General features: G+C 56.6%; 16 protein-coding genes and 1 pseudogene. 13 read left to right on the forward strand and 4 right to left on the reverse strand.

What is annotated here, in order from left to right; genetic code table 11:
• Nucleotides 1–358 precede the first annotated feature (358 nt).
• Together GSQ75_RS12075 and GSQ75_RS12080 are read left to right on the forward strand one after the other, a co-directional pair.
• Nucleotides 359–1,027: a hemolysin III family protein gene (locus tag GSQ75_RS12075; protein WP_158755110.1), complete on the forward strand. Its 669-nt coding sequence runs from the start codon at nucleotides 359–361 to the stop codon at nucleotides 1,025–1,027.
• Nucleotides 1,024–1,380: a TfoX/Sxy family protein gene (locus GSQ75_RS12080; protein ID WP_158755111.1), complete on the forward strand. Its 357-nt coding sequence runs from the start codon at nucleotides 1,024–1,026 to the stop codon at nucleotides 1,378–1,380. The genes GSQ75_RS12075 and GSQ75_RS12080 overlap by 4 nt, the downstream gene beginning before the upstream one ends.
• Before the next feature lie 15 nt (nucleotides 1,381–1,395).
• Here GSQ75_RS12080 and GSQ75_RS12085 read toward each other — a convergent pair whose 3' ends face one another.
• The 3 genes from GSQ75_RS12085 to GSQ75_RS12095 form a co-directional block, all read right to left on the reverse strand.
• Nucleotides 1,396–1,878, reverse strand: coding sequence for a DUF456 domain-containing protein (locus tag GSQ75_RS12085; RefSeq protein WP_158755112.1), 483 nt, complete (start codon nucleotides 1,876–1,878; stop codon nucleotides 1,396–1,398).
• A gap of 97 nt (nucleotides 1,879–1,975) precedes the next feature.
• Entirely contained in the window at nucleotides 1,976–2,752 is a 777-nt protein-coding gene (locus tag GSQ75_RS12090) for a ferredoxin--NADP reductase (RefSeq protein WP_158755113.1), read from the reverse strand.
• An 813-nt stretch (nucleotides 2,753–3,565) separates the two neighbouring features.
• Nucleotides 3,566–3,817, reverse strand: coding sequence for a pyocin activator PrtN family protein (locus GSQ75_RS12095; RefSeq protein ID WP_158755114.1), 252 nt, complete (start codon nucleotides 3,815–3,817; stop codon nucleotides 3,566–3,568).
• A 748-nt stretch (nucleotides 3,818–4,565) separates the two neighbouring features.
• Between GSQ75_RS12095 and GSQ75_RS12100 the strand changes: the two are divergent.
• Nucleotides 4,566–4,751 (forward strand): annotated as a pseudogene (locus GSQ75_RS12100) (hypothetical protein); the annotation flags it as partial.
• Between the two features lie 43 nt (nucleotides 4,752–4,794).
• Here GSQ75_RS12100 and GSQ75_RS12105 read toward each other — a convergent pair.
• The gene (locus GSQ75_RS12105; protein WP_158755115.1) at nucleotides 4,795–5,736 is read right to left on the reverse strand and encodes an integron integrase; all 942 of its coding nucleotides are present in this window, start codon (nucleotides 5,734–5,736) and stop codon (nucleotides 4,795–4,797) included.
• Nucleotides 5,737–6,807: 1,071 nt separating this feature from the next.
• Between GSQ75_RS12105 and GSQ75_RS12110 the strand changes: the two genes are divergently transcribed.
• The 10 genes from GSQ75_RS12110 to GSQ75_RS12160 all read left to right on the forward strand — a co-directional run bounded on the left by GSQ75_RS12110 (nucleotide 6,808) and on the right by GSQ75_RS12160 (nucleotide 13,216).
• The gene (locus GSQ75_RS12110) at nucleotides 6,808–7,098 is read left to right on the forward strand and encodes a hypothetical protein (RefSeq protein ID WP_158755116.1); all 291 of its coding nucleotides are present in this window, start codon (nucleotides 6,808–6,810) and stop codon (nucleotides 7,096–7,098) included.
• Nucleotides 7,099–7,600: 502 nt separating this feature from the next.
• Nucleotides 7,601–7,900, forward strand: a complete 300-nt coding sequence (locus tag GSQ75_RS12115; RefSeq protein WP_158755117.1) for a hypothetical protein — start codon at nucleotides 7,601–7,603, stop codon at nucleotides 7,898–7,900.
• A gap of 67 nt (nucleotides 7,901–7,967) precedes the next feature.
• The gene (locus tag GSQ75_RS12120; RefSeq protein ID WP_158755118.1) at nucleotides 7,968–8,270 is read left to right on the forward strand and encodes a hypothetical protein; all 303 of its coding nucleotides are present in this window, start codon (nucleotides 7,968–7,970) and stop codon (nucleotides 8,268–8,270) included.
• A gap of 56 nt (nucleotides 8,271–8,326) precedes the next feature.
• Nucleotides 8,327–8,641, forward strand: a complete 315-nt coding sequence (locus tag GSQ75_RS12125) for a hypothetical protein (protein WP_158755119.1) — start codon at nucleotides 8,327–8,329, stop codon at nucleotides 8,639–8,641.
• Between the two features lie 665 nt (nucleotides 8,642–9,306).
• Complete coding sequence (locus GSQ75_RS12130; RefSeq protein ID WP_158755120.1) at nucleotides 9,307–9,597, forward strand: hypothetical protein; 291 nt, start codon at nucleotides 9,307–9,309, stop codon at nucleotides 9,595–9,597.
• Between the two features lie 563 nt (nucleotides 9,598–10,160).
• A complete protein-coding gene (locus GSQ75_RS12140; protein ID WP_158755122.1) occupies nucleotides 10,161–10,604 on the forward strand; it encodes a hypothetical protein in 444 nt (147 codons plus the stop codon).
• 439 nt (nucleotides 10,605–11,043) lie between these two features.
• A complete protein-coding gene (locus tag GSQ75_RS12145) occupies nucleotides 11,044–11,679 on the forward strand; it encodes a TonB family protein (protein WP_158755123.1) in 636 nt (211 codons plus the stop codon).
• Nucleotides 11,680–11,988: 309 nt separating this feature from the next.
• Complete coding sequence (locus GSQ75_RS19050) at nucleotides 11,989–12,264, forward strand: hypothetical protein (RefSeq protein ID WP_216840673.1); 276 nt, start codon at nucleotides 11,989–11,991, stop codon at nucleotides 12,262–12,264.
• A gap of 68 nt (nucleotides 12,265–12,332) precedes the next feature.
• Nucleotides 12,333–12,755 (forward strand): hypothetical protein, encoded by a 423-nt coding sequence (locus GSQ75_RS12155; RefSeq protein ID WP_158755125.1) that lies wholly within the window; start codon nucleotides 12,333–12,335, stop codon nucleotides 12,753–12,755.
• A gap of 56 nt (nucleotides 12,756–12,811) precedes the next feature.
• Nucleotides 12,812–13,216, forward strand: coding sequence for a hypothetical protein (locus tag GSQ75_RS12160; RefSeq protein WP_158755126.1), 405 nt, complete (start codon nucleotides 12,812–12,814; stop codon nucleotides 13,214–13,216).
• Nucleotides 13,217–14,065 lie beyond the last annotated feature (849 nt).

Below are 14,065 nucleotides of genomic sequence, written 5' to 3' on the forward strand. Positions count from 1 at the left end.
CTGGCAGGGGGATCGTGCGGCCGCGACTGCAGCGTATGCCTGTCGCGCATCATTGCGCAAGTGGACGGCTGGACGTCCATATCCGGCTTATGTCAGGCATGACGATTGCGCGAAAGGCGCCCAGCGCGGCAAAAAAATGCCCCGCAGGGAGGCGGGGCGGAACGCGGATGACAGGGGGATAGATTGCACCCGCAGCCACAGCCTCCACGCATGAGCGTGGAAACAAGGTGAAAGCGCTCTCACATGGAATCGCCCATTGAGCGGGTCCTCCCGCGCGCTTCGGTAGGCAAGCGCGGGCGCGCCGGTTAAGGTACGGCGAGGTGCTGCCCGGCGCCTCCCGTCCAGCGAGGAGCAACTCATGTCCGCCACATCCGGTGCGGCGATCCCGCGTTACAGTTTTGGCGACGAACTGGCCAGCAGTGTCATCCACGGCATCGGCATCGTGCTGAGCATTGCCGGGCTGGCCACGCTGGTGGCCTTTGCGGCGCTGCATGGCAATGCACTTGCAGTGACCGCCTGCGCGGTGTTCGGTAGCTCGCTGGTGCTGTTATATACCGCCTCCACGCTATACCACTCGATTTCCGTGCCTGCTGCCAAGCCGGCGTTGCGCACGCTCGATCACATCGCGATCTACGTATTGATCGCCGGCACCTATACCCCGTTCACCCTGATCGCGTTGCCGGGTCCCTGGGGCTGGAGCCTGTTCGCCGCGGTGTGGACGCTGGCGCTGGCCGGCAGTGCGCTGGAGCTGGGTCTGCTCAAGCGTTATCACAAACTGGCCGTGTTGCTGTACGTAGGCATGGGCTGGATCGGCATGATCGCGTTCAAGCCGCTCAGCGAACATCTGCAGGCCGGCGGCATGCTGCTGCTGATCGGCGGCGGTGTGGCCTATACGCTGGGGGTGCCGTTCTATCTGTGGCGACGGCTGCCATATCACCACGCGTTGTGGCATGTGTTCGTGCTGGCCGGCAGCGTGCTGCACTTTCTCGCCGTGCTGCTGTATGTGATTCCCGACGCGGCGGCATGAACATGCCGGCTGCGCTGGACGTCATGCGCAGCGAGCTCGTGGATGCGGCGGCCCATCTTGGCAAGCCACATGACTTGCGCTTCAAGCCGATGTTCGGCGGCCTGATGGCGTACTTCGATGAGCAGCCGTGTGCGTGGCTGACAGCTGATGGACTGGCCTTGAAACTCGCGCCGGCCGATCAGCCAGCGTTGCTGGCACTCGAAGGGGCGTCACGGCTGATTGCGAAACCGGGCGCGGCACCGAGCCGGCAATACATCATCGTGCCCGCAGCGGTACGCCGTGATACCTCGCAATTCGCTGGATGGCTGGCGAAGAGCGCTGTGCACGCAGCCTCCGGAACCCGATCCAGGTAACGCTGCCGACGATGCTCAGCCGATCAGCATGGCCAGCCCAAACAGGCCGACCATCACGAACGAGAGCACGAGCTTGATCAGGGTGCCGAACAGCAGGCCGAGCCAGGTGCCGATGCCGACATGAGCCGAACGCAATACGCTGTTACCGGAGGCCAGCTCGCCGGCGAGCGCGCCGAGGAACGGCCCGAACAGCAGGCCGGGAATGCCGAAGAACATCCCGATCAAGGTGCCGGCACTGGCACCCCACAAGGCCAGCTTGCTGGCGCCGACGCGCTTGGCGCCGAGCGTGCTGGCGATGAAGTCGACGATCACCCCGAGCGTACCCAGCGCGCCGATGATCAACAGCCACCACAAACCGAGATGCCGGTATCCGTCCACCGCGGCGACCAGCCAGATGCCGCCGAAGATCATCGGTATGCCAGGCAGTGACGGCAGCACGGCACCCGCCAGACCCGCGACGATCAGCAGCGCGGCAAGTGCGTACAAGGCGATGTCCATCAGCAGGATCAGTGTCGCCGGGACGATCCGGCCATGACCGGCAGCATTTCAGGAGTTCGCGGGTCGCGCCAGTCCATGCGTGCCGGCGCTGCGTCGATCACTTCTCGACGAAGGCCCGCTCGATCACGTAATCGCCCGGTTCGCGCGTGCGCGGCGAGGCCTGGAAACCGCGGCCGTCGAGCAGGGCGCACAGGTCGTCCAGCATCACCGGGCTGCCGCATAGCATCACGCGATCGGTCTCGGGGTTCAGCGGCGGCAGGCCAATGACATCGCTCATCACGCCGTCGACGACCGCATCGGTGATGCGGCCGCGGTTGCGGAACGGTTCGCGCGTCACGGTGGGGTAGTAGATCAGTTTCTCGCGTACCAACTCGCCGAGGTATTCGTGCTGCGGCAACTCGTGTTCCAGATAATCGGCGTAGGCGAGGTCGTTGATATGACGCACGCCGTGGGCCAGTACGATTTTGTCGAAACGCTCGTAGGTGTCCGGATCGCGGATGATGCTCATGAACGGGGCGAGGCCGGTGCCGGTGCCGAGCAGGTAGAGATGTTTGCCGGGCTTGAGATCGCTCAACACCAGGGTGCCGGTGGGCTTGCGCGTGACGATCAGCGGATCGCCGGGCTGCAGATGCTGCAGGCGTGAGGTGAGCGGACCGTTGGCAACCTTGATCGAGAGAAATTCGAGGTGCTCTTCCCAGCTTGCGCTGGCGATCGAATACGCACGCATCAGCGGCCGCCCGTCCGTCTCCAGCCCGATCATCACGAACTGCCCGCTATCGAAACGGAAGCCGGGATCACGCGTGGTGCGGAAGCTGAAGAGTGTGTCGTTCCAGTGCTGCACGTCGATCACGTGCTCGGTCGCGAATGCCACCATGGTGGGTTGTCTCGTGTGATTGCCGTATCGGGTATCTGGGGGTTCACGCCGTGCCGTCCATCCGAAAGGCTGGAGGCAGGGACTCGCGAGGAGGGCGGAATTGCCGCGGTGCCTTGCGAGCGCCGGGAGGAGCGTGGCGACACTGATAAAGGATACGCGAGCGGGCCGCGCAGCGCCTGTGCCGGCCGTCCCACGGCGAACCGCGCGCTGCCAGCCACTACAATAGCGGCATGTCGAGCCCGCATTCTCTACGAGTCACCTCCATCCTTGCCGATAACTGGCGCGTATGCATCGCCCCGATGATGGACTGGACGTATGAAGCTTCGTGAACGGCTTTGGATAAGGCTTCGTGGCATTGTTATATGTAGCATGTAGCAAATATCAAGCAACCAGCAGCTTTTCTATTTCGTTTTCGTTGGCGTATTCCCACCGATCTAGGCACTTTCTCAGAGCATGCGGCAAACAGGCCACGTGGCTTGTTTGCCGTCGCAACTTGGGACGTTGGTGGCGTATAGCAACTTGCTGCGTCTTCACTTTTTCAGTGATGAGGCAGGCGGGTCGCCAAGCAAGATAGTGGCTATGAGCCGAAGGATCGCCACTTTAAAATTATGTGGCGCTTTGTGATGCGAGGAACTCCGCCGATAGGTCGTAAGTTCTATGGTTTGATTCCAACATTTCGTCTCAGTAACGTTGGATCGAAACCTGCCGAATTATAGTTTTCGATACTCAGCGCAGTGAAAGCTTGGCGTTGCTTAGAACAGATCAATTCACATGCTATTGAGGGCGACTCTTGTTGCAGAGCGACCTTCTGGATCAAACGGCTTGTAATTTTGCCCACTCTGCCTTGGCTGCATTTTTTCGATCGTCTAGATACTCGGCCAAAGACCTCGCATCGACAATGTAAGGCGACTTCTGGGTGCCCGCGCGGTACGCCGGCAGAGGCAGAGCGTGGCGATTCGCGCGCTTGTTTGCTTCCTCAGCAGTGAGGCCAAACAAATGAGCACACTTAGATAGTGGAATTTGTGATGTTTCGTATTCTGCCATCAGGGCGAACAGGGTGTTCATCTCGAATTTTTCCGATCGTAGTCAATGCTGTCTGCAGCGCGGTGTTCCTTGCCTGCACCATCACTTTGCAGTTGGAAGCCCGCTCGCTTGGAAATCTGCGGCTGAGTTCAGACATCGTTGACACTTCGGAGCAGCAGTTCAATTCGACCGTGATGTACCAGTCGCTCGGTACATTAAGCTCAAGGCTTTTACATAGAGCGGCGAAAATGTGAGGGTCATTCGGAAAAAGGTAATTAAGGTAACCTCCGCTGATATTTGGATAAAACACATTCAAAATCAAAGGTATACGGGAATAGCATCAAGGTAACTATTTGGTAATAGTGAGGTAATTAGTTACCCCTCTAAAAGGTAATCTCACAGATTGGCGAGACCGTTACAAATCAATCAGTTGAAAAAGATTACCTTCAAGGTTACCTAGGGTTACCTCTTGAGGGTAATGAGCAATACAATAAAAATCATGCGCTTACGCTAGATTTTCGGCAGGATTACCGAAATTACCGTTTTCCGATGGCCTTCCATTTTCTGGCGCACACCGCCAGCCATCAGAACCCCGAAAACTGCCCCTTGGCGCGTCGTTTTGCGTCACATAAGGCAGCTTGCGCAGCCCTTCGCGAGCACCACGCAGCGCCGCGTGGTGTCCTGTGGATACCCTCGTCAAAATCGATCGCCAAAGGTCACGCGGGTGCGGCGGGGGAAACCGCGTAGCCTGGGTGCTACTGGCGGTCAGCCCCAAATTGGCCACGCGGATATCGCTGACCATCTTCGTGAGCGCGGCTTCGATCCTGACAGTGCCGTCATCCGTCGGGTCCTTCGGCTGACTGCCGAGCTGCTGAACAGGCCACGGCATCTGTCGCAGCATGTGGGCGGTTTTGCGATCGCCGACGCACCATTGAGCGAACTGGTGCCGGTAGAAAACGCAACGATGCCTGAGCGGGTTGAGGCGCCGCTCGGTTTCGAGCGGCGCCTGTGTTTGCCGATTAGAGACGATCCAAAGGGCTTACAGTCCTCCGGATGGCATGGTGGACATGGGTGTAGATCATCGTTGTTTTCAGATTGCGGTGGCCAAGAAGCAACTGGATGGTGCGAATGTCGGTTCCTCCGGCAAGCAGATGTGTGGCAAATGAGTGGCGAAGGGTATGTACGGAAGCATGCTTTGAGATGCCGGCATCAGCGAGTGCCCGCTTGAAGGCGATCTGAACGTTCGACTCCGAAGCGTGCCAGCGCAAGAGCCGGCCACTATGGGGGCAAGCTCGGGTTACACGAGAGGGAAAGACGAACTGCCAGGCCAAGCTACGGCTAGCGTTGGGGTACTTTCTATCCAAGGCGTTTGGCAGCGGAGCAAAGCCGCGACCGTAAGTTAAGTCATGCTTATGGAGAGAGGCGACCCGTAAGACGTGCTGTTGCAGCGGTTGCAGAAGTCGAGCTGGCAGGACGGAAACGCGGTCCTTGCCACCTTTGCCTGAGCGAATATTGATCGTGCCTTCACGGAAATTCAGATCCTTTATCCGAAGTGTCATGCACTCGGTGACGCGCAGGCCGGAGCCATAGAGCAATTCGGCCATCAGCCGCGGCGTGCCATGCATCCGGGTAAGGACGTCGCGCACTTCCTCAACGGCCATGACAATGGGAAGCCGGGCAGGCCGCTGGATGCGCCGAAGACCGCTCAGGTGACCGACCTCCATTTCCAGCACATCGCGATACAAAAAAAGGACCGCGTTAAGAGCTTGAGATTGCGTGGAGGCTGCCACGCGCTGCTCCGTCGTCAGGTAGTTCACAAACGGGGTGATGCCAGCTGTCCCGACGTCGCGAGGATGCTGTTTGCGATGGAACAAGATGTATCGCCGGATCCAGAACCGATAGGCCTCCTCGGTGCGCAGGCTCAGGTGCCGCCGCCGGCAGATCGTGGAGACCTGATCCATAAGGCGTGGGGCAGGGAGGGGTGTTGCGGGAAGTTCACCCCATGACGGTCGCTCCTTGTGGTCGAAAGGGGATGAGATTACGTGATAAAGCCGGTTTGCTGGGTCCGGTTATACGTCTGGTTGTTAGCCGGACCCAGCACGGATAAGCTCCAAGTGAATCAGAGCGTTGCGTCGGGATTTCCGAGCGTGTTCAGGGATGTATAACCGGACCCACGGGTCCGTCTATTAGGTAGTTAGGCAGCGCAATGAAACGACTCTGGCCATGGATATATTTAGCGTTGTTTGCAGCCGCTTTCCTTGGCGGTCTGTCGATCTTTGGCAAAACTCAAGGCCACACCAACGTCGACTGGGTTTTCGTAGCCGTCTCTTTCTTAGGTCTCCTCGTCTTTCCGTCCTTGGCGGTCGGTTATGCACGTTCACGCACAACAGCTCGTCTTCCTGCCGCTTCGTTTTCGCGAGGGTTTCGTGGTGGGTGGTGGGCAGACCCGTTACAGTGCCTTCGCGTAACTAGCCTGTTGCTTAGTGGCATGTTCCTTGGTTCACTGTTTACGTTGCCTCATGCCACATCGCAGGGCGTCATGATTGTGTGGTGGCATGCTGCTATGGCGTTTGGCTCAACAGCAGGCGAGCTTGTAGCGCTCAAGACGTTTCGCGGCAGCGTTGCCTAACATCTCGTTCAAGGCGGACGGCTACGCCGCCGCTTAACTCCAGCGTTAGGCCCCGTAAGAGCATTGGTCGACCGACTAATAAAGCACCACAGGAAAACCTCGAAATCTGGCACTCCTATGGGAAACAGACGAGACTCGCTACCTACAAGATTTCCCCAGCTATTCCAGCAGTGCTGTAGCTGTCACAAGATCGGCCTTAAGCCGGGCATCTTAGCCACCAAGCACGGGGACTACGGCATGCGTAACGCGTACAAAGATGAGCAAGAATTTCACCTCAATAAATCCGGCCTCTGCGATTCGTGTGCTGCCAGTACAGGCAGCGAGGCCTAACTACTCGTTCAAGGCGGACGGCTTCGCCGCCGCTTAACTCCAGCGTTAGGCCTCAAATCGCATGAATGGACGCATGTCGAATCTTCTCAAGACATTCGCAAAGTGGATGCTTTTCGCTTCCGCAGCGGTCTTTGTCACAGGGTTTTGCTGGATCATCGCAGCAGCACCGTGTAGCAACGTCGGCGCTTATATTCTCATCTCATCCATCGCTCTAACGGCACTATCCGCCTTTGCTTTACTGGTGAGGGCATTGGCAGTTCGTACGGCGGCATCAGTTGGCCTTGGGGCCGCTGTTGCCTTCTGGGGCGTTGTAGAGTTCTACATTTTCGCCTTTACAGCGCTTATGCTTTGCCGAGGCGTGTAAGTGCCTAACAATTCGTTCAAGGCGGACGGCTTCGCCGCCGCTTAACTCCAGCGTTAGGTGCTAATGACAAGCTCCGAGAAATTGAAAGTGATGAAGGTGCACTTCGCATCTATTGGCATCAGCCCTATTACTGGAGCGCCATGGATTTGGCGCATTCTGTGGTTCTTCAGAGTTCCGGTTCCACCCCTAGTTTTCTTACCCTTCGCTTCTGTGGCTCTAATCACGGGTGGCTTTTTCGCTGCGCTCTGGGGACTGTTCATGTGGTTTGTCTTTTGGTCCCGCGGTGGTGAATCAATGTGGATCGTAGTCGGACTTCCGCTGCTGGTCGGAGCCATGTTCGGCTACATCAATGCAAAGCGTTCCCGTACTATCGCCCGTACGTATAAGCTTCCGCTGTGGGCCGACTACAAGGGGCCACCACAGTCGTAGAAGCACCTAACATCTCGTTCAAGGCGGACGGCTTCGCCGCCGCTTAACTCCAGCGTTAGGCCGAAGGGATCGCATGTCGTACTTTAAAGTCACCCTTTCAGGCAGCGGCATCGAGTACCCGTTTGAGGATGCATCTGCACCAGTGATTGGCTTTATTACCACCCGGGTTGTGAGAGCATCGAACCTTGGCCACGCACAGCTGCTTGCTAAGGAGCTAGTGCTGTCCGAGTGGCAAGCCGGTGGCACTTATGCAGCAGCTAACCGCGGACACATTCCTTCGCTGGCCGTAGAGCAGTCCTTTCCAATCGGACGTTTCGCTGGCATCTTTGGGCGTAAGCCGGCCAGCTATTCGTTCTACCAGCTTGACGACTAAGCGGCCTAACAATTCGTTCAAGGCGGACGCCTCCGGCGCCGCTTAACTCAAGCGTTAGGCGGCAAGCATGGATTTCTTTCTGGCAAAGGAGCGCATCAGCCTCAAGCGCTCGTTTCAGCTCTACTGGCTTTACGTTCTTCCGTTTCCCTGCGTTCCATTTCTCGCTATCCCCATAAGAGCTACGCTTCCACCAACTGCTGCCTCTATTGTTTCGGGCGCCTCCTTCTTTGCTGCGTTCGCACTTGGCATGTGGCCCGTAGCCTTCAAAGATGCGTCTAACAAATTGTGGTTGCTCACCGGCTTGGCATGGTTCATATCTGTCGTGCTGGCAATGTTTCTTTCGGCAGTCGCTGGTATCGGAGCCGCCTAACATTTCGTTCAAGGCGGACGGCTTCGCCGCCGCTTAACTCCAGCGTTAGGTGGCAAATGGACCTGGCAGCATCGAAATGGAAGGTCGCAGCGTTAACCTTGGTTACCTTGCCAGCGGCCATTTGGTACGTCGTGGACAATCCGGACACGCACATTTTAAAACTTGTGTTTCTTTTGGGTTTCTCGCCGTTGTTCGTCGGCGCTGGTGCAGAGCTATATGGTCAGTGGATGGCTGTGTGGGACAAGTGGGGCAATCCCGAACCCCACGTCGCGGGAAGCCCGACAGGTAACAAAATTGCTGTCATATTGGGCCTCACTCTTCTCGGTCTTGTGGTATTTCTTGCTTACGTTGGTGCCACGCGCCGCACCTAACTACTCGTTCAAGGCGGACGGCTTTGCCGCCGCTTAACTCCAGCGTTAGGCCTCATGAATATGCGGATAGCACTACTAGCCACGCTACTAGCGGCGCTTTTGGCCTGTCATCCAGCCGCAGAGGCGCGCGAGAAAGGATTTACGGGCCTTCAATGCGGTGCTGATATACCTAAGTTGCTGGTCGGGAGAACCATGCCAAATGAAAGGGTGGTCGTAATAGAGAGCCGGTATAAGAACCTGGGTCTCAGGGACTTAGGCGCAACGGAATTAGACGCTGGTTCCAATGCGATCTGGTGGTTGATCTGTGGTACAGAGATTGTTGAGCTCGAAGACTCTCATTCTGTCGTCAAAGACGTGCTGAGTTTTAAGTCCTTGCCAAGTCAGGCCTTGCTGTTTGAAGGTAGTTGCACCGTAAATAACTCGCCACTCCGAGACGAGGTAGTTGCAGTCTTGGCCGATCAACCTGGACACGCCATGCTTCCGGCCACGGAAGCGTGGACAATTAATGAGGCTAAGGGCCGTTTCATACCGCTAAGCCCAGCAACGCTTTTGTGCCCAAGGGGGCAAGCGCATGCGGTCGGAACTTAGTGAATGCGAGTCCGAAGGCCTAACAATTCGTTCAAGGCGGACGCCTTCGGCGCCGCTTAACTCCAGCGTTAGAGCGCATGAAACAGACCTCCGCGGCAAATTTGGCTTTGATTCTTGTTGTAGCTGGTTGGTTGCTGGCTTGCTACGGTGTCATGTCGCAACTTGGCGACCCGTCGCCATCAGTTCCTCACGCGCAAGTCGAAGCTGCTCAGCACCAGTCGCTGGCAGTATTGTTCATCGGCGTAGCGAGCATTCTCACGGCACTCTGGCTGTCCGGCTACAGTTTTTCCGCCGCAAAGGTCCGTGCCAGCGCTTGCGCGGCGTTAATCTTTCTGCCTTCGGTTGCTGTTGTCTGGAGCACGCTGTAGGTGGCGGTGCGCTCTAACTACTCGTTCAAGGCGGACGGCTTCGCCGCCGCTTAACTCCAGCGTTAGGGCGCAAATGCAACTTTACTCGCACATTGTGGATCTACGAATTTCGCATACTGCGCTTGACCCGGATGTGGTCACTCGCACGCTAGGCATGGAGCCTCAGCAGGCTTGGCAAGCAGGTAATCCTCGTAAAACTCCGAAGGGCACTCTGCTCACGGGTACTCGCACAACTGGTTATTGGGCTGCCAATCCATTCTCTTACGGTTGGCGCGACTCTACCGACGCACTAGTCGAGGATGCATTGGAGGAGCTGGTCACCTTCTTGGAGCCGCATCGAGACTTCCTCATTGAGCTCAGCAAGGGTGGCAATGTACGCATATGGGCAAGTACATCCAGCAATCGCAATTACGCACTCGACCTCGCACCTAGCATGCTTATCCGTATTGCCTCACTAGGTGCTAGTTTCATCCACGACGTGTTCTAGGGAGCGTCAGTGCGCCCTAACATTTCATTCAAGGCGGACGGCTTCGCCGCCGCTTAACTCCAGCGTTAGGCCTCTTATGAAGCTGCTTCGATCTCTTGAATGTTCTGCTTTGGCGCTGTTGATTGCGGGCTGTGCCAGTACCATGAGTCCGGGTGCTGCATCGACGCGAGTCGAACCGGACACACCGGCTATGCATGCTGCAAAGGCGATCGACGCGATTCTTTATGCGGATTACTCACAGCAGGAGCGCCTAGCCAAGTTAAAACCGTATGCCGCACTGATGCAGTCTATGGAGGATGTTAAAAAGAGACTTGAGTTCGGCTTTTGTTTTGGTAGCGGTCCTGGCGTCATGCAATGCAAAGTTGCCAACAGCGGATTGAGCCTTGTGTTCGATCCCGACAAGAAGCTCAGGCTGATGCGCAGGGATGCACGTGTAGTCGGTGGCGTTGCATATCCGGAGATGTCTCTAACGGATCGAGGATTCGAGTGGCACGGCTATCGGCGTTGGTATCAGAACTAGCTACCTAAGGCATAACGTTGTGCCTAACTACTCATTCAAGCGGACGCGCTTCGCCGCCGCTTAACTCAGGCGTTAGACGTCAGAGCATCTGAGTTCTCATGATTGCCTACCTTCTAATCTTCGCGGCCGTTGGCGTTTACGCCGTTTTGGGCAACTTTGTCGCCTACGTCATGCTCGCATCGCGTGGTGTTCCCATGCGCTTCTTCTTTGCCGGAGTGCCTGGCTATCTTTATCGCGCTTGTGTAACAGCTGGCCCAGCTATCAGCATCAATTTACGGCGGTTCTGTCTCAGCACTGGTGTAGCATTCCTCGCAGCGACCCTTCTTGGGCTCGGGCTAGTTGGCTTCGCTCAGTAGTTGTGGCGACCGTCTAACATCTCGTTCAAGGCGGACGGCTTCGCCGCCGCTTAACTCCAGCGTTAGGCGTCACAATAGACATCATGGATAACTCCAGCGCTAGGCCTATGAAATACGCCTTAGCAGTTCTCATGATCGCCGTAGGTGCCTACTCTGCAGCAGGTGCACACGACACGACAACTCCAGAACAGGAGTTGGTCTCTGAGATTGGCAAAGCGGACCTCAAGGCTGGCATCACGTTTGAGCAAGCAAACGCAATCGCGCAATTCTATTTTCAACATTATGTCTCTGGCTGTGGCGGAGCTGATCCCGCTGTGGATAGGGGCTCAAGATGGGAAGTCACGCCAAGACTTGGAATTGCGGGAATCCCCAGCAAGACTCCAATCGTCATCGAAAAGTACACAGGCACTATTTCACGAAAAAATGGGCCTACGCTAAGCTTGGCAGCAATCCTTGCGCCCAAGGAGGTACTGCCGCAGCCGATCCATAAGGTCGCCGTAACTTGGCCAAAGCACCTCCCTAGCGATGGGCACAGCGTGACAATTCAAATCGAATTCGTCGTGTCACTCTCCGGTGCCACCTCAGACTTCAGACTCATGCATTCATCAGGACGTTTTGAATGCGATCGTGCTGTTCGGGGTGCTGTAGAAGGTTGGCGGTATGCTCCGCGGAAGGAGCCAATAACCCTTGTAGAGAGCATTGAAACTTGCACCTACTGAGCGGCCTAACATCTCGTTCAAGGCGGACGCCTCCGGTGCCGCTTAACTCCAGCGTTAGGAGTCAGAAACAGGATGTTGGCTCTGGAAAGTCCATTTTGGTCCGAGCTTCGGCACGCCTACGGGGTCGCGTCAGATATCCCTGCGTTGTTGAGTCAACTCACTAGCTTCCCGAGCGAGACGTCCTACCAAGACGAGCCTTGGTTCACGTTGTGGAGTTCGCTCTGCCATCAAGGTGATATCTACTCTGCAGCTTTCGCAGCAGTTCCGCACATTGTCGAAGCTCTAGCCGCTAACCCTTCGCGAGCATCTATGAGCTACTTCCTGTTGCCAGCAAGTATCGAGGTTGCGCGTGCATCAGGAAGCATTGTTGTTCCCTCGTCGTTGGCAGCTGCCTACTTTGCGGCACTTGCTCAACTGCCAATGCTTGCAGGAGCAGCCGCACACTCGGGGTGGAACGAGTCGTTGTGTACTGCGGCTCTAGCTGCAACAGCCGCCGCCACTGGCAACCATCAAACTGCACAGCTACTGTTGGAGACGGAGCAGAGCGATATTCCGGCGGTCATCAATTGGCTTCAGTCGCGCTGACTCCTAACCATTCGTTCAAGGCGGACGGCTTTGCCGCCGCTTAACTCCAGCGTTAGCAGGGGAAGGGAATGCTTCAACAAGATTTGCAGGCACTCTTGGACAAGGTGCGCGGCATAGCCGAAAAAATGCTCTCCGACCGTAAGGCGCTCGAAGTCTTCGGCGCCACCATGACAACCGACGGAGAAATCGGTCTCGCCTACCCTGATCCTTCCTGCGCCTCAGCTCCGGGCGGCGCAGTAGGTCAAATGTTCGTAACCTTCAATCAGTTTGCTAAAGCTAGTCACATTCGCGCTGCTGCTTTGTGTGTTCCCGTTCCGCCTAGCGGGTTGCCTAAGTCCGAGTTCACCCACGCGGTTGCATTCAACTTGGAGCATCAAAACGGCGATTCCTTCGCAGTGGTTGTGCCTTACAAAAAGCGCCTGTTTGGCGGTGTCAAATATGGCCCCTCATCGCAGTTCAAAGACAAGCAACGTGTCTTCGTGGGCTGCTAACAACTCGTTCAAGGCGGACGGCTACGCCGCCGCTTAACTCCAGCGTTAGACCGCACATGGCAACAATCAAGTTCACAAACATTCGTCCTGAGCACTTTGAGCTCGTGCCTCAAGTATTCCGCGTCCTCAAGGAGGGCAAGGAGTGCGGCGAAATCAACGAAGATTTGGTCCGCAGTACTCTCGGGAAGTACGTTGGTCACTTTGTAAGCGACCCTGAAGCAATCCAAGAAATGCTCGCGAAGTGGAAGCGCGACAAAACCACTCCCTTGTCGTGGGATTTCGGCTCATGGATTGATGCCATCGCAAGCTCCTCGCTCCTTTATCAATCTCTTCAACTGCACCCAGACGGCTCCGGCGAGTTGAGCTTTGAGCAGCGTGCATGGCCTAGCGGCGGCATCGAGGCAACAGAAGAGATCATTAAGATCTTCGGTGGTAAGGTCGCATCGAACAGCGCGGTCTAACATCTCATTCGAGGCGGACGGCTTCGCCGCCGCTCAATTCCAGCGTTAGGTTGCTATGGATGCTCGACAGTTCAATACAGAAATGGATGCTCGTCTGTTGAGCACTGGTGTCGTCGACAAAGCGTGCTTCGTTCAACTTGCGGAAGCGTATGGCTACGGCGCGGCGAGTTCAGTTGGGTGGGTCGCGGCAAAGATCCAGGTTTTAGTGGCCCGGCTTTCTTGTGGGCAAGCTATTGAGTTGTATGTGCCGTCTCTTGGTTCTATCACCAGTTGCGCGTCTATCGAGGCTCTACAAGCTTGGACAACTCAGCACTTTCCGTGCGTTTCGCTGGCAAGTGTACGGGGCGCAACCTAACAGTTCGTTCAAGGCGGACGGCTTCGCCGCCGCTTAACTCCAGCGTTAGGTGGCAGGACACACCCATGAACACTGCGGAATCTCGGATTACATCAATGTTGTCGCGCACAGCCGCCCACATCCATCAGCTTTTTTCGGTAACGGCCGAGCAGTCAACACTTGAGGCTCGTGAGCTTCTAGACACCATCGAGTCAAAGGGCGGAGAGTGTACGAGCTGGAGTGTCGTTGCACACTTGGTGGAAACGCAGTTGCCTAACCGCTTTCAATGGCGCAATGCTTCGGACAGGTTGGCCGCAGAGAGTCGTCGCAAGGACACTGTTGCGTCGTACAACATGCACATTGATTCGGCCCGTGGGGAGTGGCACAAAAAGTGGTAGTGCCACCTAACATTTCGTTCAAGGCGGACGGCTACGCCGCCGCTTAACTCCAGCGTTAGCCATCAAATGATCATCAATGCAATAAGAGGACTCGGAGCTCTACACGCGATCATGGGC

This window comes from Dyella sp. S184, from assembly GCF_009766065.1.
Taxonomy (GTDB): domain Bacteria; phylum Pseudomonadota; class Gammaproteobacteria; order Xanthomonadales; family Rhodanobacteraceae; genus Rhodanobacter.

Bases quoted from the DNA above. Each gene is read 5' to 3' on its own strand.
- GSQ75_RS12075 (WP_158755110.1), top strand. From the start codon at position 359: ATGTCCGCCACATCCGGTGCGGCGATCCCGCGTTACAGTTTTGGCGAC.
- GSQ75_RS12080 (WP_158755111.1), top strand. From the start codon at position 1,024: ATGAACATGCCGGCTGCGCTGGACGTCATGCGCAGCGAGCTCGTGGAT.
- GSQ75_RS12085 (WP_158755112.1), bottom strand. From the start codon at position 1,878: ATGGACATCGCCTTGTACGCACTTGCCGCGCTGCTGATCGTCGCGGGT.
- GSQ75_RS12090 (WP_158755113.1), bottom strand. From the start codon at position 2,752: ATGGTGGCATTCGCGACCGAGCACGTGATCGACGTGCAGCACTGGAAC.
- GSQ75_RS12095 (WP_158755114.1), bottom strand. From the start codon at position 3,817: ATGAACACCCTGTTCGCCCTGATGGCAGAATACGAAACATCACAAATT.
- GSQ75_RS12105 (WP_158755115.1), bottom strand. From the start codon at position 5,736: ATGGATCAGGTCTCCACGATCTGCCGGCGGCGGCACCTGAGCCTGCGC.
- GSQ75_RS12110 (WP_158755116.1), top strand. From the start codon at position 6,808: ATGTCGAATCTTCTCAAGACATTCGCAAAGTGGATGCTTTTCGCTTCC.
- GSQ75_RS12115 (WP_158755117.1), top strand. From the start codon at position 7,601: ATGTCGTACTTTAAAGTCACCCTTTCAGGCAGCGGCATCGAGTACCCG.
- GSQ75_RS12120 (WP_158755118.1), top strand. From the start codon at position 7,968: ATGGATTTCTTTCTGGCAAAGGAGCGCATCAGCCTCAAGCGCTCGTTT.
- GSQ75_RS12125 (WP_158755119.1), top strand. From the start codon at position 8,327: ATGGACCTGGCAGCATCGAAATGGAAGGTCGCAGCGTTAACCTTGGTT.
- GSQ75_RS12130 (WP_158755120.1), top strand. From the start codon at position 9,307: ATGAAACAGACCTCCGCGGCAAATTTGGCTTTGATTCTTGTTGTAGCT.
- GSQ75_RS12140 (WP_158755122.1), top strand. From the start codon at position 10,161: ATGAAGCTGCTTCGATCTCTTGAATGTTCTGCTTTGGCGCTGTTGATT.
- GSQ75_RS12145 (WP_158755123.1), top strand. From the start codon at position 11,044: ATGGATAACTCCAGCGCTAGGCCTATGAAATACGCCTTAGCAGTTCTC.
- GSQ75_RS19050 (WP_216840673.1), top strand. From the start codon at position 11,989: ATGAGCTACTTCCTGTTGCCAGCAAGTATCGAGGTTGCGCGTGCATCA.
- GSQ75_RS12155 (WP_158755125.1), top strand. From the start codon at position 12,333: ATGCTTCAACAAGATTTGCAGGCACTCTTGGACAAGGTGCGCGGCATA.
- GSQ75_RS12160 (WP_158755126.1), top strand. From the start codon at position 12,812: ATGGCAACAATCAAGTTCACAAACATTCGTCCTGAGCACTTTGAGCTC.